Source organism: Pseudomonas sp. MF09150, from assembly GCF_059862355.1.
In genome coordinates, this window is record NZ_JCBCUS010000017.1 from 15,143 (window position 1) to 38,143 (window position 23,001).

Annotated in this window: 20 protein-coding genes, 1 tRNA gene and 1 pseudogene; 14 read left to right on the plus strand and 8 right to left on the minus strand. The window is 61.5% G+C overall.

The genetic code is table 11. The annotated features are described in order from the left end of the window. The first annotated feature begins 27 nt into the window (after positions 1–27). Both AC19YX_RS33530 and AC19YX_RS33535 read left to right on the plus strand, forming a co-directional pair. Positions 28–858 carry an ABC transporter substrate-binding protein gene (locus AC19YX_RS33530; RefSeq protein ID WP_078474095.1) on the plus strand — a complete coding sequence of 277 codons (831 nt, stop codon included), beginning with the start codon at positions 28–30 and terminating at the stop codon, positions 856–858. A gap of 35 nt (positions 859–893) precedes the next feature. Next, entirely contained in the window at positions 894–1,889 is a 996-nt protein-coding gene (locus tag AC19YX_RS33535) for an Ldh family oxidoreductase (RefSeq protein ID WP_500607948.1), read from the plus strand. Here the strand turns inward: AC19YX_RS33535 and AC19YX_RS33540 are convergent. Continuing rightward, positions 1,886–2,809, minus strand: a complete 924-nt coding sequence (locus AC19YX_RS33540; protein ID WP_500607949.1) for a LysR family transcriptional regulator — start codon at positions 2,807–2,809, stop codon at positions 1,886–1,888. The two genes, AC19YX_RS33535 and AC19YX_RS33540, sit on opposite strands and share 4 nt — an antisense overlap. Positions 2,810–2,945: 136 nt before the next feature. On the opposite strand from AC19YX_RS33540, the gene araD1 reads away from it, so the two are divergent. Then, on the plus strand, positions 2,946–3,941 hold the full coding sequence (gene araD1, locus AC19YX_RS33545) for an AraD1 family protein (RefSeq protein WP_500603183.1): 996 nt from the start codon (positions 2,946–2,948) through the stop codon (positions 3,939–3,941). 43 nt (positions 3,942–3,984) lie between these two features. Next, positions 3,985–5,568, plus strand: coding sequence for an aldehyde dehydrogenase (NADP(+)) (locus AC19YX_RS33550; RefSeq protein ID WP_500607950.1), 1,584 nt, complete (start codon positions 3,985–3,987; stop codon positions 5,566–5,568). Positions 5,569–5,657: 89 nt separating this feature from the next. Here the strand turns inward: AC19YX_RS33550 and AC19YX_RS33555 are convergent, their stop codons facing one another. From AC19YX_RS33555 to AC19YX_RS33565, 3 genes are all read right to left on the minus strand, one after another. Beyond that, positions 5,658–7,052, minus strand: coding sequence for an FAD-binding oxidoreductase (locus AC19YX_RS33555; protein WP_201131169.1), 1,395 nt, complete (start codon positions 7,050–7,052; stop codon positions 5,658–5,660). 58 nt (positions 7,053–7,110) lie between these two features. Beyond that, entirely contained in the window at positions 7,111–7,833 is a 723-nt protein-coding gene (locus tag AC19YX_RS33560) for a FadR/GntR family transcriptional regulator (RefSeq protein WP_500607951.1), read from the minus strand. Between the two features lie 280 nt (positions 7,834–8,113). Continuing rightward, positions 8,114–9,853 carry an IlvD/Edd family dehydratase gene (locus AC19YX_RS33565; RefSeq protein WP_020294811.1) on the minus strand — a complete coding sequence of 580 codons (1,740 nt, stop codon included), beginning with the start codon at positions 9,851–9,853 and terminating at the stop codon, positions 8,114–8,116. Positions 9,854–10,048: 195 nt separating this feature from the next. Between AC19YX_RS33565 and AC19YX_RS33570 the strand changes: the two genes are divergently transcribed. From AC19YX_RS33570 to AC19YX_RS33600, 7 genes are all read left to right on the plus strand, one after another. Then, a complete protein-coding gene (locus tag AC19YX_RS33570; RefSeq protein ID WP_500607952.1) occupies positions 10,049–11,356 on the plus strand; it encodes an MFS transporter in 1,308 nt (435 codons plus the stop codon). A 43-nt stretch (positions 11,357–11,399) separates the two neighbouring features. Continuing rightward, entirely contained in the window at positions 11,400–12,338 is a 939-nt protein-coding gene (locus tag AC19YX_RS33575; RefSeq protein WP_078474088.1) for an acetaldehyde dehydrogenase (acetylating), read from the plus strand. Between the two features lie 11 nt (positions 12,339–12,349). Beyond that, positions 12,350–13,372: a 4-hydroxy-2-oxovalerate aldolase gene (gene dmpG, locus AC19YX_RS33580; RefSeq protein ID WP_500607953.1), complete on the plus strand. Its 1,023-nt coding sequence runs from the start codon at positions 12,350–12,352 to the stop codon at positions 13,370–13,372. Positions 13,373–13,518: 146 nt separating this feature from the next. Then, a complete protein-coding gene (locus tag AC19YX_RS33585; protein WP_500607954.1) occupies positions 13,519–14,043 on the plus strand; it encodes an alpha-ketoglutarate-dependent dioxygenase AlkB family protein in 525 nt (174 codons plus the stop codon). Positions 14,044–14,393: 350 nt separating this feature from the next. Then, positions 14,394–16,040, plus strand: coding sequence for a malate dehydrogenase (quinone) (gene mqo / locus AC19YX_RS33590; protein WP_078474085.1), 1,647 nt, complete (start codon positions 14,394–14,396; stop codon positions 16,038–16,040). Positions 16,041–16,220: 180 nt separating this feature from the next. Continuing rightward, positions 16,221–16,694: a DUF4262 domain-containing protein gene (locus AC19YX_RS33595; RefSeq protein ID WP_421546663.1), complete on the plus strand. Its 474-nt coding sequence runs from the start codon at positions 16,221–16,223 to the stop codon at positions 16,692–16,694. Between the two features lie 127 nt (positions 16,695–16,821). Next, positions 16,822–17,640, plus strand: a complete 819-nt coding sequence (locus AC19YX_RS33600; RefSeq protein WP_500607955.1) for a pyrroline-5-carboxylate reductase family protein — start codon at positions 16,822–16,824, stop codon at positions 17,638–17,640. Between the two features lie 24 nt (positions 17,641–17,664). On the opposite strand, the gene AC19YX_RS33605 is transcribed toward AC19YX_RS33600, so the two are convergent. The 3 genes from AC19YX_RS33605 to AC19YX_RS33615 all read right to left on the minus strand — a co-directional run bounded on the left by AC19YX_RS33605 (position 17,665) and on the right by AC19YX_RS33615 (position 19,668). Beyond that, the gene (locus AC19YX_RS33605; protein WP_500607979.1) at positions 17,665–17,874 is read right to left on the minus strand and encodes a tautomerase family protein; all 210 of its coding nucleotides are present in this window, start codon (positions 17,872–17,874) and stop codon (positions 17,665–17,667) included. 80 nt (positions 17,875–17,954) lie between these two features. Further along, complete coding sequence (locus AC19YX_RS33610) at positions 17,955–18,230, minus strand: hypothetical protein (protein WP_078474081.1); 276 nt, start codon at positions 18,228–18,230, stop codon at positions 17,955–17,957. Between the two features lie 289 nt (positions 18,231–18,519). Continuing rightward, positions 18,520–19,668: a MalY/PatB family protein gene (locus tag AC19YX_RS33615; protein WP_500607956.1), complete on the minus strand. Its 1,149-nt coding sequence runs from the start codon at positions 19,666–19,668 to the stop codon at positions 18,520–18,522. Between the two features lie 369 nt (positions 19,669–20,037). Between AC19YX_RS33615 and AC19YX_RS33620 the strand changes: the two genes are divergently transcribed. The 3 genes from AC19YX_RS33620 to AC19YX_RS33630 all read left to right on the plus strand — a co-directional run bounded on the left by AC19YX_RS33620 (position 20,038) and on the right by AC19YX_RS33630 (position 22,048). Beyond that, positions 20,038–20,111, plus strand: a tRNA-Cys gene (locus AC19YX_RS33620). Between the two features lie 637 nt (positions 20,112–20,748). Next, entirely contained in the window at positions 20,749–21,342 is a 594-nt protein-coding gene (locus AC19YX_RS33625; RefSeq protein WP_500607957.1) for a hypothetical protein, read from the plus strand. A gap of 214 nt (positions 21,343–21,556) precedes the next feature. Continuing rightward, on the plus strand, positions 21,557–22,048 hold the full coding sequence (locus AC19YX_RS33630) for an AAA family ATPase (protein ID WP_500607958.1): 492 nt from the start codon (positions 21,557–21,559) through the stop codon (positions 22,046–22,048). Here AC19YX_RS33630 and AC19YX_RS33635 read toward each other — a convergent pair. Further along, positions 22,030–22,152: pseudogene (locus AC19YX_RS33635) on the minus strand (transposase domain-containing protein); the annotation flags it as partial. The gene AC19YX_RS33630 and the pseudogene AC19YX_RS33635 sit on opposite strands and share 19 nt — an antisense overlap. Between the last annotated feature and the right edge of the window lie 849 nt (positions 22,153–23,001).

A 23,001-nucleotide genomic window follows, 5' to 3' on the forward strand; every position in this document is an offset into this window, starting at 1 on the left:
TAATGCAACCCTTGCACAGGTGAAGCCATGATTAGCTCCTTCAAATGCATGACCCGTTGGGCCGTCCTTTGTTCCACCCTGATGGCCGGCGCGGCCCAGGCGGATTGCAAGCCGGCCCATCAGTTTGAAACCCTGACCCCGGGGGTGCTGACCGTCGCCGCCTGGGTCTTCCCGCCGTACTCGATCCCCGGGCCGGGCAACCAGTTGAGCGGGGTCGACGGCGAGATCATCAAGCGCATCGCCGCCCGCGAATGCCTGGAGATCAAGGCCACGGTGGTCGACCCGGCAGCGGTGATCCAGTCGGTGATCGCGCGGCGGGCCGATGTCGGTATCGGCGACTGGTACCGCACCGCCGAGCGCAGCAAGGCCCTGGGGTTGTCCGCGCCGCTGTACCTGGACGTGATGGGCATCATCTCCAGTGAGGGCTTTTCGAAAATCTCCGAGCTCGAGGGCAAGCGCATCGGCACGGTGCAGGGCTACCTGTGGGTCGACGACTTGAAAAAGACCTTTGGCGACAACCTGGTGCTGTACCCCAACCCGGTGGCCATGGCCCAGGACCTGGCGTCAAAACGCATCGCCGTGGGTGTGGACAGCTTCGCCGTGGGCGTGGCCTCGCAGCAGAAGGGCGCGTACCAGGGCAAGAGCATCAAGGTTTCGGAGCCCGACCCACGGGTCAAGGCGACCCTGGAACCGGGGCAGACCGGCTTCCCCCACACCAAGGCCAACACCGCGCTGGGCCTGGCGCTGAATGAAAATATCGAGGCCTTGCATGCCTCGGGCGAGATTGCTGAAATCCTCGGCTCGTTCGGCCTCGACAAGCAGGCCGCTGACGTCGGTGCGCCACGCCTGGTGGAGTAACCGGCAACCTCATCCCCGGCCTTGATGGAGAGCCCATGCAATCACCCGCAGCGTTCAAGCACCTGTCGTTGCCAGAGGCCCGGGCGTTTGCCCGGCAGTGCTGCCTGGCTGCCGGCGCGAGTCAGGAGGTGGCCCAAGCCCTGGCCGAGGCAACGGTGTCGGCCCAGGCCCATGGCTTGGCCAGCGTCGGTTTCGAGCACTTGCCCGACTACCTGAGCGGTTTCGCCAGCGGGCGCATTGCCTGCGCCGCGCAACCGCTGATCACTCAGGTCGCCCCGGCGATGATCCGCAGTGATGCCTGTCAGGGCATCGCGCAACTGGGTTTCGACCAGGCGTTTGGCGCCCTGTGCGACAACTCCCGGCAGTTGGGTATCAGCCTGTTCGCCCAACACAACGGCTTTACCTGCGGCGAGCTGGGCTACTACACCCGGCGCCTGGCTGCCGAGGGCCTGGTGGCGCTGGCCTTCTGCAACGGTCCGCCGTTGTTGACGGTGCTCGGCCAGCGCCAGCCGATGTATTCGACCAACCCCCTGGCGTTCGCCGCACCCAGTGGCGATGGGCGCCAGGTGCTGATCGACCAGGCCAGCAGCGCCACGGCGTTCGTCAATATCCTCAAGGCGGCGCAGGCCGGCGAGGCGATCCCCGCCGGCTGGGCGGTCGATGCCCAGGGCGCTGCGACCCTGAGCGCGCGGGAGGCCATGCACGGCGCCTTGCTGGCCTTTGGCGGCAGCCGTGGGGCCAATATCGCGTTGATGGTCGAGGTGCTGGCGTGCTGCGTCGGTGGCGGCAACTGGTCGCTGGACGCGCCGGACTTTCGCAGCGGTGCGCAATCGCCGGGATCGGGGTTGCTGGTGATCGCCATTGCCCCGCACCTGCTCGACGAGCAGTTCGAGAAGCGCCTGGCGCAGCAGATGCAGCGCCTGGCGGCCCTGGGCATTCATCATCCAGGGCAGGCCAAGCAGCAGGCGTATGCGCGGGCGTTGAACGAGGGTATCCGCTTGCCGCTGACGCTGTATCAGCAGTTGGCCTAGTCGGCGTCCTGCAGGGTGTCCCAGAGCAGCCTGGCGCTCGGCGACAGCTGCACGCCCTGGCGGGTTACCAGGGAATAGGGTTCGCTGCGCGAGCGCATGTGCAGCGGCAGGGACACCAGCACACCCATGCGCGCGGCGGCTTCGGCGACTTCTTCGGGCATCAGTGCAATCAACTGCGGGTCCTGCTGCAGCAGCATCAGGGTGGTGAAGGTCGAGGCGGTTTCCAGGGGGAATCGCGGGAACTCCAGGCCGGCCTCGCTGAACTCCCGTTCCAGCACCAGGCGCATTGGCATGTTGGCCGGGTAGATGATCCAGCCATAACCCTCCAGCTGCGCCAACTGCAACGATTCGGCCTGGGCCAGCGGGTGCCGGGGGTTGGCCACCACGCGCAGCTGTTCCTGGTTCAGCACCTGGCAGTCATAGGCTTGCGGGCGCGGGCTGACGCTGGTGCGGCAGATCGCCAGGTCGAGGCGCCCCTGGTCGATCAGGCCCAGCAGGCGGGCGCTGGTGTCTTCGACAATTTCCACCGACAGCTCGGGTTGGGTCAGCCGCAGCCGCGCCAGGCTGCTGACCAGCATCGGCACCGCGCCCATGATGATGCCCACCGAAATGCGCCCGCCCTGACCCTGGAGGATGCCGAGCATTTCTTCGCGCAGGTGCGCCAGGTCGCTGTGGATCAAACGCGCATAGCGGATCGCGCAGCGTCCCAGGTCATTGGGTTCAAGACCCTGGCTGGTGCGGGTGAACAGCCGGGTGCCGAACGCCGACTCGATCTCATTCAGGGCCTTGGTCGCCCCGGGCTGGGTGATCGCCATCTGTTCGGCGGCCTTGTGCAACGAGCCGTGTTCGTCCAGGGCAATCAGCAGGCGCAACTGGCGCAGGCGCAGACGGGAAACCAAAGAGGGCAGGGAAGCGATCATGGGGATGACTAAAAGTTATCGCGAGGGCAGGGGTTCTCATTAGGCAGCCTGCGGGGCGATTCGTAAAGTGGCGCATGTCACGGCTGATGCTCAGCCCATGCCCCTAACAAACTCCTGCCCAAAGAAGGCCCCTGCCATGCGATTGATTCAGTTTGAGAGCACCACCGGTGAACGCCACGTCGGCATTGTCGAAGGTGAGCGAATCCTCACCGTGAACCAGGCGAGTTCCACCCGCGAGCTGGCCCTGGCAGCGATTGCCGCGGGTCGCAGCCTGCAGGAGCAGGTGCTGCAACAGGGCAGCCAAGCCGGCCCGCTGTACGCGCAGCTGCTGCAGGACGGCCGCGTGCTGCCACCGCTGGACCACGTCGACCCGGCCCATTGCCTGGTCAGCGGCACCGGCCTGACCCACCTGGGCAGCGCCTCGACCCGGGACAAGATGCACCAGCAGAAGGCCCAGGATGAGTCGACCATGACCGACACCCTGCGCATGTTCAAATGGGGCGTCGAAGGCGGCAAGCCGGGCAGCGGCAAGGTCGGGGCGCAACCGGAATGGTTCTACAAGGGCGATGGCAGCATTGTCGTGCGCCCAGGCGCGGACTTTGCCGTGCCGACCTTTGCCGAAGACGCCGGCGAAGAACCGGAACTGGTCGGCCTTTATGTCATCGGCCATGACGGCCTGCCGTATCGCCTGGGTTATGCCCTGGGCAACGAGTTTTCCGACCATGTGCTGGAGCGCCGCAGCTACCTGTACCTGGCGCACTCCAAGTTGCGTCGCTGTGCCTACGGCCCGGAATTGCGCCTGGGCGAGCTGCCCAGGCACCTGTCGGGCTTCAGCCGCATCCATCGCGCTGGCCAGGTGCTTTGGGAGAAGGAGTTCCTCTCGGGCGAGGAGAACATGTGCCACAGCCTGGAAAACCTCGAATACCACCATTTCAAGTACGCGCAGTTCCTGCGGGCCGGTGATGTCCACGTGCATTATTTCGGCACCGCCACCCTGTCGTTCGCCGACGGGATCGCGGCTCGGCCGGGCGACACCTTCGAGATCGAAATGAGCGAGTTCGGCGCGCCCTTGCGCAACGGGATAGCCGCGCAGGCCGAACCTCTGGCACCAGGGGCGGTCAGGGCACTTTGAGCCCGTTCACTTATCCTCCCTCTATCAGGTCAAGGAGCAACAGATGACGCGCATCAGCGGTCAAAACTACATCGCAGGCATCCGCAGCGCCGCAGGCAAGGTCACCCTGCACAGCCATGACGCCACCACCGGCGAGGCCCTGCCATTCGATTTTTATCAGGCCACCGAGGCCGAAGTCGACGCCGCAGCCCTGGCGGCCAAGGCTGCTTATCCGGCGTTTCGCAACCTGTCGGCGGCCCGTCGTGCCGAGTTCCTGGAAGCGATTGCCGACGAGATCGACGGCCTGGGTGATGAATTCGTCGCCCAGGTGTGCCAGGAAACCGCCTTGCCGGCGGGCCGGATCCAGGGTGAACGCGGACGCACCAGCGGCCAGATGCGCCTGTTCGCCAAGGTTCTGCGTCGAGGCGATTTCTATGGTGCGCGGATCGACCGCGCGTTGCCTGATCGTCAGCCACTGCCACGGCCGGACCTGCGCCAGTACCGCATTGGCCTGGGCCCGGTGGCGGTGTTTGGTGCCAGCAACTTCCCCCTGGCGTTCTCCACGGCCGGTGGCGATACCGCGGCGGCCCTGGCCGCCGGTTGCCCGGTGGTGTTCAAGGCCCACGGTGGGCATATGGCGACGGCCGAGTGGGTGGCCGATGCGATCATCCGCGCCGCCGAGAAAACCGCCATGCCGGCCGGGGTGTTCAACATGATCTACGGTGCGGGCGTCGGTGAGTGGCTGGTCAAGCACCCGGCCATCCAGGCCGTGGGCTTTACCGGGTCCCTGGGCGGCGGTCGCGCCCTGTGCGACATGGCGGCGGCGCGCCCGCAGCCGATCCCGGTGTTCGCCGAGATGTCGAGCATCAACCCGATGTTGCTGCTGCCTGAGGCGCTGAAGCAGCGTGGCGCGACCATCGCCAAGGAACTGGCAGCTTCGGTGGTGATGGGGGCAGGGCAGTTCTGCACCAACCCGGGGCTGGTGATCGGCATTCGTTCGCCGCAGTTCAGCGACTTCCTGCAGCATCTGATCGCACTGTTCAATGAGCAACCGGCGCAGACCCTGCTCAATGCCGGCGGCCTGAAAAGCTACTGCCACGGCCTCGACAACCTGCAGGCCCATGCCGGTATCGAGCACCTGGCCGGCACCGCGCAAACGGGGCGTCAGGCCCATGCCCAACTGTACAAGGCCGATGTCGGGCTGCTGCTCAAGGGCGACCCGTTGTTGCAGGAAGAAGTGTTCGGCCCCACCACGGTGGTGGTCGAGGTGGCCGATCAGGCCGAGCTGACCCAGGCCCTGCACGGCCTGCGCGGGCAACTGACCGCGACCCTGATCGCCGAGCCGGCGGACCTCGAGGTCTTCGGCGGCCTGCTCAGCCTGCTGGAAGAGAAGGCCGGGCGTCTGCTGCTCAACGGCTACCCGACCGGCGTCGAAGTCTGCGAGGCCATGGTCCACGGCGGTCCTTACCCGGCCACCTCCGACCCGCGCGGCACCTCGGTCGGCAGCCTGGCCATCGATCGCTTCCTGCGCCCGGTGTGCTACCAGAACTACCCGGACAGCCTGCTGCCCGAGGCCCTGAAAAACGCCAACCCCCTGGGCATCCAGCGCCTGGTGGACAGCGTCAGCAGCCGTGACGCCCTGAGCTGAAACTGACCGGTCATACGAAAAAGGCCGACCGTTGATGACGGTCGGCCTTTTTTATTGCAGAGCATGCCCAGGGTGCGCCTGCTCGGCGATCAGCCCAGGCGGCGAAATATCTTCCCCGGGTTCATCAGGTTCTGCGGGTCCAGTGCCTGCTTGATCGCGCGCATGGTGTCGATGGCCACCTGGCCGTGCTCCTCGACCATGAAATCGATTTTGTGCAAGCCCACGCCGTGCTCCCCGGTGCAGGTGCCGCCAGCGGCCAGGGCGCGGTGGACGATGGCGTGGTTGAGGCGTTCGGCTTCTACCAATTCTTCGGGTTTGTTCGGATCGAGCAGCAGGCAGACGTGGAAGTTGCCGTCGCCGACGTGGCCGAAGATCGGCGCCGGCAGGTAGGACTGGCGCAGGTCGTTTTCGGCGCCGACCACACATTCAGCGAGCTTCGACAGCGGCACGCAGACATCGGTGGACAGGGCGCGGCAACCGGGCTTGAGCTGGAGGAAGGCGAACAACGCGTTGTGCCGCGCACTCCACAGGCGGTTGCGTTCTTCCTGCTGGGTGGCCCACTGGAAGCCGGTGCCCTGGTTGCCGTCGGCCAGCTCTTCGACGGTTTGCGCCTGTTCGGCGACGCTGGCGGCGTTGCCGTGGAATTCCAGGAACAGGGTCGGGGATTCTTGCAGGGTCAGCTTGAAGTGACGGTTCAGGGCCTGGATCGCCAAGGTGTCGACCAGTTCGGCACGGGCCACCGGCACGCCCATCTGGATAGTCTCGATCACTGTCTGCACCGCGCCTTCGACCGAGGCGAAGCTGCACACGGCGGCGCTGATGGCCTCGGGTTGCGGGTGCAGCTTGAGGGTGATTTCACTGATCACGCCGAGAGTGCCTTCGCTGCCGATAAACAGCCGTGCCAGGTCATAGCCTGCCGAGGACTTTTTCGCCCGCGAGCCGCTGCGCATCACCCGGCCGTCGGCCAGCACTGCAGTCAGGCCCAATACGTTTTCGCGCATGGTGCCGTAGCGCACGGCGTTGGTGCCGGAAGCCCGGGTGGCGCACATGCCGCCGATGCTGGCATCGGCACCGGGGTCGATGGGGAAGAACAGCCCGCTGGCACGCAGGTATTCGTTGAGCGCCTTGCGGGTGATGCCCGGTTGCACGGTGATGCTCAGGTCTTGCGGTTCGAAACTCAGCACCTGATCCATGGCCGACACATCGAGGCTGATGCCGCCGTGTACCGCCAGCAGGTGGCCTTCCAGGGACGAGCCGCTGCCGTAGGGGATCACCGGCACCCGGTGTTGATGGCACAGGCCGAGGATGGCGCTGATGTCATCGACGCTGTGGGCATAAGCCACAGCATCCGGCAGTACCGGGTCGTACAGCGACTCGTCGCGCCCGTGGTGCTCGCGCACGGCGGTGGCGGTGCTGAAACGATCGCCGAGCAACTGGTGCATGGCGTCAAGGAAGGCTTGGGGCAGGGGGTGTGATGGGGTCATGACTGGCTCCTTGGGGAAAAAGCCCGGTCGCCGACCCCTGGCGCATGGCCCGGCGGCGCTACAGCGGCGTCAGGACATTCATCACGGTATCGAGGGCGACGCGGGTGTCGTCGAGTTGCACCAGCGAGGCATGCCGCGCGCCCAGGGCGTCGCGGTTCTTGATCGCGGTGAGGATCGCCTTGTGCCGCGGCAGGCTGAGCTGCTGGGTATTGGGGCGCAGGTTGGTGACGTTGATTGTTTCGCGCAGCGGCAACGACAGCATGTTGCACATGTAGGCCAGCAGGTCGTTGTGGGTTGCGTCGGCGATGGCCCGATGGAAGTCCAGGTCCGGCTGCAGCAACTCCTGCCGGGTCTGGGCGTTTTCCATGCGTTGGTAGGCGTGTTCGATGACCGCAATGTCGGCATCGGTGGCGGTGGTCGCTGCCAGGGCGGCGATTTCCGGTTCGAGAATCCGCCGCACCCCGGCCAGGGTGTTGAAGAACTCGCTGTGGGGTGTGGACTGCATCTGCCAGAACAGCACATCCGGGTCCAGCAGGTGCCATTCGACACGCGGCCGCACCACGGTCCCGACCCGCGGCTTGGAGTACACCAGGCCCTTGGCGCTGAGCACCCGGGTTGCTTCGCGCAATACCGGCCGGCTGACCTGATACTCCTCGCACAACGTGGCCTCCGATGGCAGCTTCTCTTCCGGCTTGAAGCGGCCGGAAACGATGTGCATGCCCAGTTCCTGGACAATTTGGGCATGCATGCTTTTACGTGGTTTGGGCGTCTGGTAATCCATAACAGCAACGTTGCTCTGGCGAAATGCCGTGCATCATAGCATCGCTCCTGGCGGATTCAGCCGCCATGGACCGCACAGTCGGCGCGGGTTTGGATGATTTTGATACTCCGCCGCCGTGCTGTTTTCAGCAGCGCCACGGTTTGTCGCAAATCCTGTAGCCGCTGCCGAGGAACGAGGCTGCGCTGGTTCTTGAAGACGCCGGTGTTGCAGCGGGGGTATTGCGTGGCGGTTGAGGGCCAGCGCAGCCTCGCAGGTTCGGCAGTGGCTACAGGGTTACGGGTCAATGGGAGTGGCGAGGCACCTCGGAGCCGCGGCAGCCGACCAGGAAGTCGAAGTCGCAGCCTTCGTCGGCTTGCAGCACGTGGTCGACATACAGCCGGCTATAGCCGCTGGAGAAGATCTTGGCGCTGGTGTCCGGCTTCAGGTCGCTGAGGCGCGCTTGCAGTTCTTCGTCGCTGATGTCCAGGTGCAGGCGGCCGCCGGCACAGTCGAGCTCGATGAAATCACCGTTGCGCACCGCGGCCAGAGGCCCGCCGGCAGCAGCTTCCGGCGCCACGTGCAGAACCACGGTGCCATAGGCCGTGCCGCTCATGCGGGCGTCGGAGATGCGCACCATATCGGTCACGCCCTTGGCCAGGACCTTGGGCGGCAAGCCCATGTTGCCGACTTCGGCCATGCCCGGGTAACCCTTGGGCCCGGCGTTCTTCAGGACCAGGATGCAGGTTTCGTCGACGTCCAGTTCGGGGTCGGCGATGCGCGCCTTGTAGTCGTCGAAGTTCTCGAACACCACCGCCCGGCCGCGATGCTGCATCAGCGCCGGGGTCGCGGCCGAAGGCTTGAGCACCGCACCCCGTGGCGACAGGTTGCCGCGCAGGATGCACAGCCCGCCATCGGCCACCAGCGGGTTGTCGATCTGGCGAATCACTTCGTCGTTGTATTGCGGCGACGCCTGGCAGTTTTTCCAGAGGCTCTGGCCATTGGCAGTCAGAGCGTCCGGGTTGGGCAGCAGGCCGGCTTCGCCCAGGCGGCGAATCACCGCGGGCAGGCCGCCGGCGTAGTAGAACTCTTCCATCAGGAAGCGCCCGGAAGGCTGCATGTCGACGATGGTCGGGGTGCCGCGGCCGATGCGGGTCCAGTCTTCAAGGTCAAGCTCGACGCCCAGGCGCCCGGCAATGGCCTTGAGGTGGATCACGGCGTTGGTCGAGCCACCGATGGCGGCGTTGACCCGGATCGCGTTTTCGAACGCGGCCTTGGTCAGGATCTTCGACAGGCGCAGGTCTTCGCGGACCATGTCGACGATGCGCATGCCTGAAAGGTGGGCCAGCACATAACGGCGCGAATCCACCGCCGGGATCGCCGCGTTGTGCGGCAACGAGGTGCCCAGGGCTTCGGCCATGCAGGCCATGGTCGAAGCGGTGCCCATGGTGTTGCAGGTGCCGGCCGAGCGCGACATCCCGGCTTCGGCGGAGAGGAATTCGTCGAGGCTGATCTGCCCGCCTTTATAGGCTTCGTGCATTTGCCAGACCACGGTCCCGGAACCGATGTCCTTGCCTTTATGTTTGCCATTGAGCATCGGCCCGCCGGTGACCACGATCGCCGGCACGTCGCAGCTGGCAGCACCCATCAGCAGGGCCGGGGTGGTTTTGTCACAGCCGGTCAGCAGCACCACGCCATCCACCGGGTTGCCGCGAATGGCTTCCTCGACGTCCATGCTGGCCAGGTTGCGCGTGAGCATGGCGGTGGGGCGCAGGTTGGATTCGCCGCTGGAGAACACCGGGAATTCCACCGGGAAGCCACCGGCCTCCAGCACCCCTTTTTTCACGTGTTCGGCGATCTTGCGAAAGTGGGCGTTGCAGGGGGTCAGCTCGGACCAGGTGTTGCAGATGCCAATGATTGGCTTGCCCTGGAACTCATGGTCCGGGATGCCCTGGTTCTTCATCCAGCTGCGGTACATGAAGCCGTTCTTGTCGGCGGTGCCGAACCATTGGGCGGAACGCAGGGGTACTTTTTTATCGGTCATGGTGCGGTCACTCTTATTGTATGACTAATTGCAGGCTGTTTTGCTAAATCTACCCGATAAAAAGCCTTTTTGAAATCATTGTGCGTTAAATAGTATTACTATATTGTCTCTCCACCTGATCGACACCGAGCGCATTCGACGCTGGGATCGGTCGGGGGCTGACGACCCCATAACAAAAACAATTTGGAGAAGACTATGAATCCGGAAGCTCGGATCATTCGCACGTTGACGCTCAGGTTGATTCCCTTCCTGATCCTGCTGTACCTCGTTGCCTTCATCGACCGCTCTGCGGTGGGCTTCGCCAAATTGCACATGAACGCCGACATCGGCCTCAGCGATATGGCTTACGGCTTTGGTGCGGGCCTGTTCTTCATCGGCTACTTCATCTTTGAAGTCCCGAGCAATCTGTTGCTCGAGCGCTTTGGCGCGCGCCGCTGGTTCGCGCGGATCCTGATTACCTGGGGCCTGATCACCGTGGGCATGGCATTCGTCACCGGGCCCTACAGCTTCTATGTGATGCGTTTCCTGCTGGGTGCGGCGGAGGCCGGGTTCTTCCCGGGCGTGCTGTACTACATCACCCGCTGGTTCCCGGTGCGCAACCGGGGCAAGGTGCTGGGCTTCTTTATCCTTTCGCAACCGATCGCGTTGATGGTCACCGGGCCACTGGCGGGCTGGTTGCTGGGCATGAATGGCATCGGTGGCCTGGCGGGCTGGCAATGGCTGTTTATCACCATCGGTATTCCGGCCATCGTGCTGGCATGGCCGACCCTGAAAATCCTGCCCGACACCCCCAAGGATGCCCGCTGGCTGGCCGAGGCCGATCGCCAGTGGCTGCTTGGCGAACTGGACAAGGACCGCAAGGAATATGGCCAGACCGAACACACCAACCCGCTGCGGGCACTGACCGACCGCCGGGTGCTGATCCTGGCCCTGTTGTACCTGCCGAGCACCCTGAGCACCTACGGCCTGAGCCTGTGGCTGCCGACCCTGGTGCATCAGTTTGGCGGCAGTGACCTGAGCACCGGTTTCATCTCGGCGATTCCCTATGTGTTCGGGGTGATCGGCCTGCTGCTGGTGCCGCGCAGTTCCGATCGCCTCAATGACCGATATGGCCACCTCACCGTGCTCTACATCCTCGGTGCCCTGGGCCTGTTCCTCAGTGCCTGGCTGACAGTGCCGGGGATGCAACTGGCGGCGTTGTGCCTGACCGCGTTCAGTCTGTTCTCGGTGACGGCGATCTTCTGGGTCTTGCCGGGGCGCTTCCTGTCCGGGGCCACGGCGGCGGCCGGCATCGCCTTGATCAACTCGTTCGGCAACCTGGGCGGCTACATCGGTCCGTTCGGGATCGGCGCCCTCAAGGAATACACCGGCACCTTGTCCTCGGGCCTGTACTTCCTTTCGGCGGTGATGCTGAGCGGCGTGATCCTGACCTACATCGTCTACACCCAACTGGAAAAGAAAGCCTCGGCCGCGCGTTCCGCCGCGCTGGAACAGGCCACCTGATCGTTCAGGCGGGCACGGATGCCCGCCGTCCTGGAGTATTTGCATGAGTAGAAAACTGAAAGTCGCGATCGTAGGTCCGGGCAATATCGGCACCGACCTGATGATCAAGGTGATGCGCAACGCCAGGTTCCTGGAAATGGGCGCCATGGTCGGTATCGACCCGGCCTCTGACGGCCTGGCCCGCGCTGCCCGGCTTGGGGTTGCCGTGACCCATGAGGGCATCGAAGGCCTGGTGCGCTTGCCGGAGTTTGCCGATATCGACTTTGTGTTCGACGCCACCAGTGCCGGCGCCCACGTCAAGAACGATGCATTTTTGCGCTCGGTCAAGCCGGGCATCCGCCTGATCGACCTGACCCCGGCGGCCATCGGCCCGTACTGCGTGCCGGTGGTGAACCTGGAGCAGAACCTCGACCGGCTCAACGTCAATATGGTGACCTGTGGCGGCCAGGCGACCATTCCCATGGTCGCGGCCGTGTCGCGGGTGGCCAAGGTGCACTACGCGGAAATTGTCGCCTCGATTGCCAGCAAGTCGGCCGGCCCCGGCACCCGCGCCAATATCGACGAGTTCACCGAAACCACCTCGCGTGCCATTGAAGCCATTGGCGGCGCGACCCGGGGCAAAGCAATCATCGTGATGAATCCGGCCGAACCGCCGCCGATGATGCGCGACACGGTGTTCGTGCTGTCCGAGGCTGCCGACCAGGGGCTGGTCGAAGCCTCGATCAGTGAAATGGCGGCTGCAGTGCAGGCTTATGTGCCGGGCTATCGGCTCAAGCAACAGGTGCAGTTCGAGGTGATCAGCCCCGAAGCCCCGCTGCACATCCCGGGCCTGGGCGCCTTCAGTGGGCTCAAGACCTCGATCTTCCTTGAAGTCGAAGGCGCCGCCCATTACCTGCCGGCCTATGCCGGCAACCTCGACATCATGACCTCGGCCGCCCTGGCCACTGCCGAGCGCATGGCCCAGTCGATGCTCAAGGCCTGAGGAGAAACGTGATGACCTTCAACCCCGGTAAAAAACTGTACATCTCCGATGTGACCCTGCGCGATGGCAGCCACGCGGTGCGCCATCAGTACTCGATCAAGAACGTGCAGGACATTGCCCGCGCCCTGGACCTGGCCCGGGTCGACAGCATTGAAGTCGCCCACGGCGACGGCCTGCAGGGGTCGAGCTTCAACTACGGCTTCGCCGCCCACACCGACCTGGAATGGATCGAAGCGGCGGCCGATGTCATCAGCCACGCCAAGATCGCTACCTTGCTGCTGCCGGGCATCGGCACCGTGCACGACCTCAAGGCCGCCTACGACGCCGGTGCGCGGGTGGTGCGGGTCGCCACCCATTGCACCGAAGCCGATGTGTCCAGGCAGCACATCGAATTCGCCCGGGAACTGGGCATGGACACCGTGGGCTTCCTGATGATGAGCCACATGATCGCGCCCGAGCACCTGGCGCAGCAGGCCAAGCTGATGGAAAGCTACGGCGCGACCTGTGTGTACATGGCCGACTCCGGCGGGGCGATGACCATGCAGGATGTGCGCGAGCGTTTTCGCGCGTTCAAGGCGGTGTTCAAGCCCGAGACTGAGACCGGCATGCATGCCCACCACAACCTGTCCCTGGGCGTGGCCAACTCCATCACCGCGGTGGAGGAGGGCTGCGACCGCATCGACGCCAGCCTCGCCGGGATGGGCGCGGGTGCCGGCAACGCGCCGCTGGAGGTGTTTATCGCCGCCGCCGAGCGTCTGGGCTGGAACCACGGCACAGACCTCTACACCTTGATGGACGCCGCGGATGATTTGGTGCGGCCGTTGCAGGATCGCCCGGTACGGGTCGATCGTGAATCCCTGGCCCTGGGTTATGCCGGGGTCTATTCGAGCTTCTTGCGCCACGCCGAGCTGGCGGCCGCACGCTATGGCCTGAAGACCGTGGATATCCTGGTGGAGCTGGGCAAGCGGCGCATGGTCGGCGGCCAGGAAGACATGATTGTCGACGTCGCCCTGGACCTGCTGAAAAAGGCTTGAGCACCTGACGCGGGCGGTTTTTCCAGCCCTGGCCCAGCAACAGCGCCACTCCTCGGGGTGGCGTTTTTGTGGGGGACGGGTTCGTGTGCGACGCCGTCCGGGTTAGACTGCCGGTCGCTGATTCCACCACCCAGAGCCGCGTTGCCATGACTCCTCCGAACATTGAGCTGTTTACCGATTTCGTTCCCGACCCGCAGGCGTTGTTCGAAGGCCTGCAGCAATCGGTGCAATGGGACGAGCGCATGCGTGCGCGCAAGACCGCCAGTTTCGGTGCACCGTACGATTATTCGCAGATCACTTACCCAGCCCAGCCGATGCCCGAGGAACTGGAGCGGTTGTGCAGCCTGATTGAGCAGCAACTGGGCTTTCGACCGAACAATTGCCTGATCAATTACTACCCGGATGGCAGCTCGTCCATGGGTTTTCACTCCGATGCCAAAGAGCAGATGGTCGAAGGCACTGGGGTCGCGATCGTGTCCCTGGGCTGTGCGCGGCCTATCGTCTACCGCCACAAGCAGGACCGCAGCCTGGAGTTTTCCTATCTGCTGGACAGTGGCTCGATGCTCTACATGTCCGATGCGGTGCAGACGCAATGGCTGCATGCAATTCCCAAGGCCCCGGATGCCGGGGAGCGCATCAGCCTGTCGTTTCGTCTGCTCGACAGCCAGTGAAGGCGGCCTGCGGCCGGCCTATCGCCGAGCCAAGACACAGCTGATGCTGTAATGATATTATTTCAGGTGAATCGATTCATCCTGTCTATGGGGTGAGTCGAACTGTTTATGTCCTGCGTCCCGATGACATAGCAACAGAAAAACAGTGTCACTCCCGTCGCTGAAGCCAATACGAATAAGAAGTCAGCACAAGAGCGATATAAAAGTGGGGTCGAGCTGCATGTCGGCCTTGTGTGCCCACCCTCCATATCTTCTGAACACGCAGGTCCCGGCGGCTGCCATACCGTGAGCCGGGTGGCTTGTGATCAGGGTTGGAAGGGCGGATGGCGTTCTATCGTAGGTACTACAGTATGTTGAAAAAGGTGAACACGGCTCTGTTGGGCCTGGCTATGTCGCTGGGGCTTTCGTCCTCGTACGCGGCTGAACCGAAGAAAGTCGATGTGCTGCTGATCGGCGGCGGCATCATGAGTTCGACCCTGGGGGTCTGGCTCAATGAGCTGGAGCCGGAGTGGTCGATGGAAATGGTCGAGCGTCTCGACGGCGTCGCCGAAGAAAGCTCGAACGGCTGGAACAACGCCGGCACCGGTCACTCGGCCCTGGCTGAGCTGAACTACACGCCAGAAGACAAGAACGGCAAGGTCGAAATCCCCAAGGCGATCGAGATCAACGAAGCCTTTCAGATTTCCCGTCAGTTCTGGGCCTGGCAGGTTCAGCAAAATGTCCTGAAAAACCCGCGCTCGTTCATCAACTCCACGCCGCACATGAGCTTTGTGTGGGGTGACGACAACATCACCTTCCTCAAGAAGCGCTACGAGGCATTGCAGGCCAGCCCGCTGTTCGCCGGCATGCAGTACTCCGAAGACCCGGTGCAGATCAAGAAATGGGTCCCGCTGATGATGGAAGGGCGCGATCCGCAGCAGAAGGTCGCAGCCACCTGGTCGCCGATCGGCACTGACGTCAACTTCGGCGAGATCACGCGCCAGTTCGTTGCCCACCTGCAGACCAAACCGAACTTCGCCCTGAAGCTGTCGAGCGAAGTGCGTGACATCGCCCGCAACGAAGACGGTTCGTGGCGCGTGACCTACAAGAACCTGAAAGACGGTAGCGAAACCAAGACCGACGCCAAGTTCCTGTTTATCGGCGCGGGTGGCGGTGCCTTGCACCTGCTGCAGAAGTCGGGCATCGAAGAAGCGCGCGAATACGCCGGCTTCCCTGTGGGCGGCTCGTTCCTGGTCACCGATAACCCGACGATCGCCGAGCAGCACCTGGCCAAGGCCTATGGCAAGGCGTCGGTTGGCGCGCCGCCGATGTCGGTTCCGCACCTGGACACCCGCGTGCTGGACGGCAAGCGGGTCATCCTGTTTGGCCCATTCGCGACCTTCTCCACCAAGTTCCTCAAGGAAGGCTCGTACTTCGACCTGCTGACCAGCACCACCACCCACAACATCTGGCCGATGACCAAAGTCGGCGTCGAGCAGTACCCGTTGGTGGAATACCTGGCCGGCCAGCTGATGCTGTCGGACGAAGACCGTTTCAATGCGCTGAAGGAATACTTCCCACAAGCCAAGCAGCAAGACTGGCGCCTATGGCAAGCCGGCCAGCGCGTACAGATCATCAAGCGTGATGAAGAGAAGGGCGGCGTGCTCAAGCTGGGCACCGAGATCGTTGCTTCCAAGGATGGCAGCATTGCCGGCCTGCTGGGTGCATCGCCAGGCGCCTCCACCGCTGCACCGATCATGCTGAACGTGCTGGAAAAGGTCTTCAAGGACAAGGTTGCCTCCCCAGCCTGGCAAGAGAAGCTGCACCAGATCGTGCCGAGCTATGGCACTGCGCTGAACGTCAGCCCTGAGCGCGTGGCTCAAGAGTGGGCGTACACCGCCAAGGTCCTGCAACTCGACCCGCCACCGGCGATCGGCAACATTGCCGCTCCTCAGGATGCCGCTGCCAAGCCCAAGGCTGAGCAGCCAAGCAACCCTGCGTCGGATTTGGCCCTGTAAGAAACGCCGGGACCGGTCGTTCGACCCCCAGGGATGAAAGCGCCACTCTTCGGAGTGGCGTTTTTTTTCGCCTTTTTTTCCCGAATTGGCCATCCAGCGGGCTTTCCGGATCAGGTTGCCGGTGCGGCCTGGCACAGCTGTGGCAAAATGCCGACCCTCTGAATTATCGAAGGCAGGATTATGGTCAGGACGGTTGGCACGGACGCGAGCGAGCGCAAGCTATTGGACAATGTGGCCGAGTTTGGCTGGCATTGCGTAGGCATTCTGGAAGAGGGCGAGGAGCCAGCCTACAGCTTCACTGTGGGTCTGTTTGAAACCTTCAAACATCCGGAGCTGATCATCTTCGGCGTGCCATCGCGCCTTGGGCAGCAACTGCTGAATATCGTCGGCCAGGCGCTGCGCGATGGCGAACCGATTGACCTGAATAAACCCACCGACGCCTTGCTGGAGGGGTATTCATGCTGCTTTGTGCCGGTGCCCAAGGCCCACTACCGCGAGTTCGTGGGTTTTGCCCGCTGGTACTACGAAGGCAATGACTTCCCTCTGTACCAGGTGGTCTGGCCGTCGCGCAGTGGTCTCTTTCCGTGGGATGCCGATGCTCATCCGCAGTTCAGGGCGGCCCAGCCCGTGCTCGGCGAACCACTGAATCACTGATAGCGGTATGCCTGCGGGATGAATGTACAGCGGTGTCAACAAGGTGGACGCTGCTGTACATTTATTCTTGCCGGGCGGGGGGGCAGCCTCTAGGATCGCGCCATGACCGACTGAAAGGCAGGCGACTATGTTCGGCGAACCCACGATTGGCATTATCGGTGGCAGCGGATGGCTTGGCCGTTCGCTTGCGCAATCGATGCTTGAAACAGCCTTTGTCCAACCTCGGGCCTTGATCCTGTCGAGCCGTTCCACCGGTGAGCTGGCGCTGCATGCCCGGTGGCCGCAGGTGCGCATGACCCGCAGTAACCAGGAGCTGCTGGAGCAGTGCCAGGTCATTATTGTCGCGGTACGCCCCGAGCAGTTTCCCGCGGTCAGTTTTGACGGCGTGCAGCGCCTGGTGATTTCGCTGATGGCCGGGGTCTCCATGGCCAGCCTGGTGCGTCACACCGGCTGCTCCCAGGTGATTCGCGCCATGCCCAATGCGGCGGCTGAAATCGGCAAGTCCTATACCCCCTGGTTGGCGACCGCGAGTGTGACACCCGAGCAGAAATCCTTTACCCAGTGCCTGTTTGAAACCTGCGGTGGCGCCGACGAAGTCTTCACTGAAGCCGACCTCAACTATTTGAGTGCGCTGGTGGGGACTGGCCCGGCGTATCCGGCGCTGTTGGCCCAGGCCATGTTCGAGCATGCCCTGGCCCAGGGGCTGCCCCAAGCCATTGCCCGGCGGGCGGTGGATGCGGTGGTGATGGACGCTAGCCAGTTACTGGACACGTACCGCCCCGAGCAGTTGCTGGATGCATTGCGCAGCTATCGAGGTGTCACTGCGGCAGGTCTGGAAGGGATGAGCAGCGCGGGTTTCGTGCGCTCAGTCAATGCCGGCCTGGACGCTGCGGTCGGTGCGGCCGCCGCCATGCAGGCTTCGGCGGCGGATGAACCAACCGAGTGAGATCGGGCGGATGCCGTATAAAGCCTAGTCTTCGGGCTCGTCGCTCAACAAGCCACCAAAGCCCCAGTCCTGCGGGTCGATCTCCTGAATCACGATATGGGTCTGTTCGGGCTTCTTGCCCAGGATCCGCACCAGGGAATCGGTGAACTCCTTGACCAGTTGGGCCTTCTGCTCGCGGGAGGCGCCCTTGGTGATTTGCAGATTGATATAAGGCATCGGGTGAGTTTCCTTCAGTGAAAGGGCGGTGATGCGGCTGTCCGGCACCTTGCATCGCCCGAGGGGCGCTCAGCTCGGCGACTGAAGTTTTTTACACGCTAGCGTGCGCAGTAGCAAAGGCTTTGGCTGGTCCAGCGCTCGATAATCGCATGGCTGTGGGCCAGGCCCGCTTCAAGTGCGGCAACGGCGGACAGGTAGTCATGGCCGAAGGGCGGCGAGCTGAAGCGCAAGGCGTAGCAGGGATGATGGCCCTTGCAGTTGACCCGTCCCACATAACTGAATGCCGAACGGTCCTGGCCCGGTTCACACACAATCATCAGGTACACATCATGCTGGGCATGACTGTGGGTGAACCAGTTGTTGGTAACTTCCATAGACTGCTTCGTCCAGTGGGGGTGATGGGCGTACTCCGAGAGATGGCCGGTCATCGACATCGATGACAGGGAAGCTTGAATTGGCCTGCTACAGAGCGGCCCGGACATTCGTTGGCACGGAGTGAATGAGCGCTACATGCTCGCGGAACTGGCGTAGACCTGGGAATAAGACCAATCCTTATGCTGTCTACGAATTGTCTGATTTCCATGGGGCGGGGGAGCTGAGCCTGGATAAATGAGGCGCTGACCCGTGTGCGAGGAGGCATTGCACCTCCCCGCCGGACTTCACTCAACGTTGTTGCAGGCTGCGCTCCATGCGCTGGATCCCTTCCTCGAGCAGGGCTCGCGGGCAGCCGAAATTCAGGCGCACAAACTGGCCGCAATCGTCGCCAAATTCCAGGCCGGCGCTCAGGCCGACTTTTGCCTGGCTGAGGAAGAAGCCATGGGGATCGTCCAGGCCCAGTGCGCTGCAGTCGAGCCAGGCCAGATAAGTACCTTGCGGCGCGTGCATCACCACGCCCGGCAGACGGGTCTGCACGGCGTGCAACAGGTAGTCACGGTTGGCTTGCAGATACTCGATCAGGGCCTTCAGCCAGGGGCCACCGTGGCTGTAGGCGGCGAGGGTGGCTTCCAGCCCCAGGGGGCTGACGCTATCGACCATGCCGGCCCGGGCATTGTTGAAGCGTTCACGGGTGGATCGATCCTGAATGATGGCGAAGCAGGTTTTCATCCCGGCAATGTTGTAAGCCTTGCTGGCCGACATCAGGGTGATGGTGCGCTTGGCAATCTCCGGGCTCAGGGACGCCGTGGGGATATGCCGGCGCCCGTCGAAGCAGAGTTCAGCGTGGATTTCATCGGAGATGATCAGCGCGCCCTGTTCCAGGCAGGCGTTGGCTACGGCCAGCAACTCTTCCCGCGGAAAGACTTTGCCCAGCGGGTTGTGCGGGTTGCTCAACAGCAGTGCGCCTGCGCCATGCAGGGCCTGGCGCAGGGCCGGTAGAGGCGTGAGGTAATCACCTTGAGCGTCGCGCTCGAAGGCCAGTTCAATTTTTGGCAAGTTCCAGTTATCCGGCGCCATGCGCAGCGGACGGTAATTGGGCGTCTGCACCACCACCGTCTGTCCCGGCTCGACAAAACCCCGCAATGCCATATTGAACCCGGGCTCGACGCCGGGCAGAAACAGCAACTCATCGGGCTGCACCCGCCAGGCGTACTTGCTCCACAAGTCAGCCACTATCGCCTCGCGCACTTCATCGCGGGCCACGCTGTAGCCGAGCAGTGGATGCTCCAGACGCTGTTGCAGGGCCTGAACGATTTCGCTCGCCACGGCAAAATCCATATCAGCAACCCACATCGGCAGGACATCCGCCGGGTAGCGACTCCATTTAGTGCTTCCGGTGCCTTGGCGTGGGTAAACCGTGTCGAAATCGATGCTCATGAACCTGGCTCTCATCTGCTCGGATAGTCGCAGGATTCTAGCGGGTCCCGAGCGCGTCGGCGTATAGACACTGCGGCGAGAGCAATAAGCAACGACGCCCAATCTCAATCATTGCGGGGGGCATCACCCGCTGGAGCAGGTGCCGCATTGCCCCTCTCCAGGGTGAAATCACGCAAGTCACGGGAAATGTTGAAAAAAATCACAGAGGGAGTTGCCATGAACGAAAAACAAGTCCATAATTGCGACCACTCCTTAACGGGAAAGCGGAAAAACTCTTTATAAAACAAAGAGTTGCGAGGTGATAAAGATCTCGTTCGCTGTTCAAGTTTGTATGTGTCCAGCACTGCTTCATGGGTATTGGATACTTGGGGCCGAGTAGCAAAATGGTTATGCAGCGGATTGCAAATCCGCCTACGCCGGTTCGATTCCGACCTCGGCCTCCACTCTAAAGTCCCCGTAGATCAATGATCTACGGGGTTTTTTATTGCCTGGGATTTGGGAAATCGCTTCCGCAATTTTTTAGATCGCTTCCGCAATTAGCCTCTTTTTAGCGTCGATTTGAAGAGAAGTCTCTCTCAATTGAGCATGAGTTGAGGGTGGATGTTGGCTTGAATGATTGCCGTTTTTGGCTATGAACGACCTTGCCCCTCAGCCATTGTTGTATTCAAGCTAGGTTCGTGGAAGCGACAGCTTTCGGCCAAAAGAGGACACTCACGATAACTGCTTTTTGGACGCCAGTACACGACGCGGCATCTGACACAAAATGGATCTCAGTCGCGCGCTAGCTGTCGAGAAATTCAAACGACTATTTTTAGCAGACTCTCCAACAGCTCCTTAAGCTCAGCGCGATCTGTATAATTTTCCCATTGCGTAGACCGGTGGAGGATCTGCTCAGCCGTCATCAGCGGCCAGAGTTTGTCGATCACATCGTCTGCTTTGATGTTCTTGTCTCAGAACCCAATCTCAACGACGGCTATTTTCTCCGCTCTCGCGATTGCTTGACTCGTAGAGTGTTGAAGGAAGAGATTTGCAAAAAATATTCGTCATTTACATCTGCCTTACAACAGCAAAGGACGCTTGATGAGAACCCCGCTACTCGCCGTTACCCTCGCAACTCTATTGAGCGCATGCGCCATCCCTTACGAAACCCCGGAAGCCCGCGCCAATATTGAACGCGATCTGAAGCTCAGCGCAGACGAAATCGTCACTATCACCGAAACCAACTGGTGCTTATTTCCCTATGGTGATTTGCAAGTGTGCAGACCCAAGCAAGGCCTAGGTGTGCTGACAAAGAGCAAGCTAGTGCTGGCCCTCTATAAGGGTGGCGTCTACCAGCAGGCTGAAGTCATCAACGCCAGCGATGTACAGTGTGCCCACATGCAAAGTGGCAGAGCCGCAGCCGACACCTTCTACCTTTTCAGTAAACGTTGGGCCGCCATGCTGGCGCCAGTTACGGTGGGAGGTGCCTTAGCCCTCGACAAGAAAGCCCAGTTTCTTAGCGTGCTAGTGCCGCCAAACACTGAGAGCTTCACGGCTGGGCAAGGAAATTTTATTCAGGTAACCGATCGTAAGAGTTACTCGGCTGTGGCAGTACCAGGTACCAAAACTTATGTAGGTACCAGCGAGAGTATTAACCAGATTTTTAATCCATGTACGCAAGGAAAGAATCGCTAAGCCGCGTTCTAAGTCCTCACCTGACCTTTCGACTGAAACAGTCCCAGCAGCAATTGGAGCGTAAGCGTCTGGCTATCACACCTTCGATGCTGTTGTGTAAGACGTAGATTTTCACGGCTTAGGGCTGACCTTTCCGAACTCCTGCGTAAAAACAGTTTCCGGCGTGCCCTGCTTTCAATTGCTACATTCACGCTTTTCCTGGCAGGCCGTCTTCATGCACATCAATCCTGATCACTTCCTACAGACGGAGAAGGGCCGCATTATTAATGCTGAGCTAAATAGACTGGCTTGGCAGAGGGCTCACCTTGTCCTATCAGAGACTCTGCTAGTGACTCCCAAGCCTTCTCGTCTGTATTTGTTGATAGGCGCTCAGGGTGCAGGAAAAAGCACTTGGGCCAAATCGACGCTTTTAGTTGAGCCTGGCGCTGTAATCTTTGATGCCATCCTGGTTCAGTGCTGTGAGCGTGAATCGCTCATACAGGCTGCCAAGAAGCATGGGGTAGATGTGGTAGCTACTTGGTTCACTACTTCGCTGGAAGACTGTTTGGCACGTAATCAATTGCGTCCTAATGATGAGATGGTTCCTGAGAATGCTATTAGAAACGTTTTTAAAGCACTTCAGCCTCCACGCTTGAGCGAGGGTTTCACCGAAATTTTAGTCGTTGATGCACAGGCTAGCGCGAACGCTCATGTTTCTAAAGACTGAATCGACTTCCAGTTATGCGGCAACAGCTCGGCGATCTCGCTCGCCCGTTGCATCGGCAGCCGCGCCAGTATGTCCTTCAAATACGCATACATTGGAACGCCGCTAGTTCAATGCAAGCCCGATGCGCCGGGCCTGTCGAGAGCCGACAGATACAAACGCAATGAAAAAGAAGGGCTGCATTGGATCGAAAGCAACCGCCCACGAACGACTGCTATTGGCCGATAGCTGCCGTTAGGTTCAGTAGCAGGAGGGTAAATCCCTATCCTTATTCCCCTGGTTTCAATATGGCTACCTGGTTGCTGGAAAAGGATGTGTTTGAGTGGGGCAAAAATGGGGCAATCTTTACGCTAATCAATGCCCTTTATTGAAAAGGCCCGAGCACAATCGGTGTATGGGTAAAACTAGGTGATGAGTTGCCTTCAACCTATACCTGCCAGTTACGACGGCAGTAATCGGCCAGAAGCAGCCCTCTTGACCAGACATGTTAAGTCGATTTAGAGAGCAGAGAGTGCTGAATAAACTGCCCTTAGGTTTGGAATGAATTGAGGTGTCGGGCCCGACTCCAACTCACTTGCGACTTGTATGATAAATTCCCGTGCGCGCTCAAGCGGAAGGCCGATGATTTTATAGGGAAGCCAATCATCATTCATGGCATTCTCGTATGCCTCGATTACATACAACAAATAGGCGCCTTCAGGGGTATCTCGGAAGGCACTGTACTCCTTTGGAGAACTAACGCGCGTGCTCAATTCCACTACTTGTATGCCTCCAGGGTCGTCTGGATACAGCCAGCGCTCTGACGCGGAAAGCTCTCTTATTTCAGCGATTAAGTGAGCGGTAATTAAGTGATTCCAAATCATAAGCTAGGTAGCCTGCATTGAAGGTACTGGTGAGAGCGATTCGCTGGTTACCACTCTAGCTCAGCTTGTGGGCTCTAATTGGGTGTCTGAATC

Bases quoted from the DNA above. Each gene is read 5' to 3' on its own strand.
- AC19YX_RS33615 (WP_500607956.1), bottom strand. From the start codon at position 19,668: ATGAGCATCGATTTCGACACGGTTTACCCACGCCAAGGCACCGGAAGC.
- AC19YX_RS33610 (WP_078474081.1), bottom strand. From the start codon at position 18,230: ATGGAAGTTACCAACAACTGGTTCACCCACAGTCATGCCCAGCATGAT.
- AC19YX_RS33585 (WP_500607954.1), top strand. From the start codon at position 13,519: ATGACTCCTCCGAACATTGAGCTGTTTACCGATTTCGTTCCCGACCCG.
- dmpG (WP_500607953.1), top strand. From the start codon at position 12,350: ATGACCTTCAACCCCGGTAAAAAACTGTACATCTCCGATGTGACCCTG.
- AC19YX_RS33630 (WP_500607958.1), top strand. From the start codon at position 21,557: ATGCACATCAATCCTGATCACTTCCTACAGACGGAGAAGGGCCGCATT.
- AC19YX_RS33595 (WP_421546663.1), top strand. From the start codon at position 16,221: ATGGTCAGGACGGTTGGCACGGACGCGAGCGAGCGCAAGCTATTGGAC.
- AC19YX_RS33570 (WP_500607952.1), top strand. From the start codon at position 10,049: ATGAATCCGGAAGCTCGGATCATTCGCACGTTGACGCTCAGGTTGATT.
- AC19YX_RS33600 (WP_500607955.1), top strand. From the start codon at position 16,822: ATGTTCGGCGAACCCACGATTGGCATTATCGGTGGCAGCGGATGGCTT.
- AC19YX_RS33555 (WP_201131169.1), bottom strand. From the start codon at position 7,052: ATGACCCCATCACACCCCCTGCCCCAAGCCTTCCTTGACGCCATGCAC.
- AC19YX_RS33560 (WP_500607951.1), bottom strand. From the start codon at position 7,833: ATGGATTACCAGACGCCCAAACCACGTAAAAGCATGCATGCCCAAATT.
- AC19YX_RS33535 (WP_500607948.1), top strand. From the start codon at position 894: ATGCAATCACCCGCAGCGTTCAAGCACCTGTCGTTGCCAGAGGCCCGG.
- araD1 (WP_500603183.1), top strand. From the start codon at position 2,946: ATGCGATTGATTCAGTTTGAGAGCACCACCGGTGAACGCCACGTCGGC.
- AC19YX_RS33565 (WP_020294811.1), bottom strand. From the start codon at position 9,853: ATGACCGATAAAAAAGTACCCCTGCGTTCCGCCCAATGGTTCGGCACC.
- AC19YX_RS33550 (WP_500607950.1), top strand. From the start codon at position 3,985: ATGACGCGCATCAGCGGTCAAAACTACATCGCAGGCATCCGCAGCGCC.
- AC19YX_RS33575 (WP_078474088.1), top strand. From the start codon at position 11,400: ATGAGTAGAAAACTGAAAGTCGCGATCGTAGGTCCGGGCAATATCGGC.
- AC19YX_RS33530 (WP_078474095.1), top strand. From the start codon at position 28: ATGATTAGCTCCTTCAAATGCATGACCCGTTGGGCCGTCCTTTGTTCC.
- AC19YX_RS33625 (WP_500607957.1), top strand. From the start codon at position 20,749: ATGAGAACCCCGCTACTCGCCGTTACCCTCGCAACTCTATTGAGCGCA.
- mqo (WP_078474085.1), top strand. From the start codon at position 14,394: ATGTTGAAAAAGGTGAACACGGCTCTGTTGGGCCTGGCTATGTCGCTG.
- AC19YX_RS33540 (WP_500607949.1), bottom strand. From the start codon at position 2,809: ATGATCGCTTCCCTGCCCTCTTTGGTTTCCCGTCTGCGCCTGCGCCAG.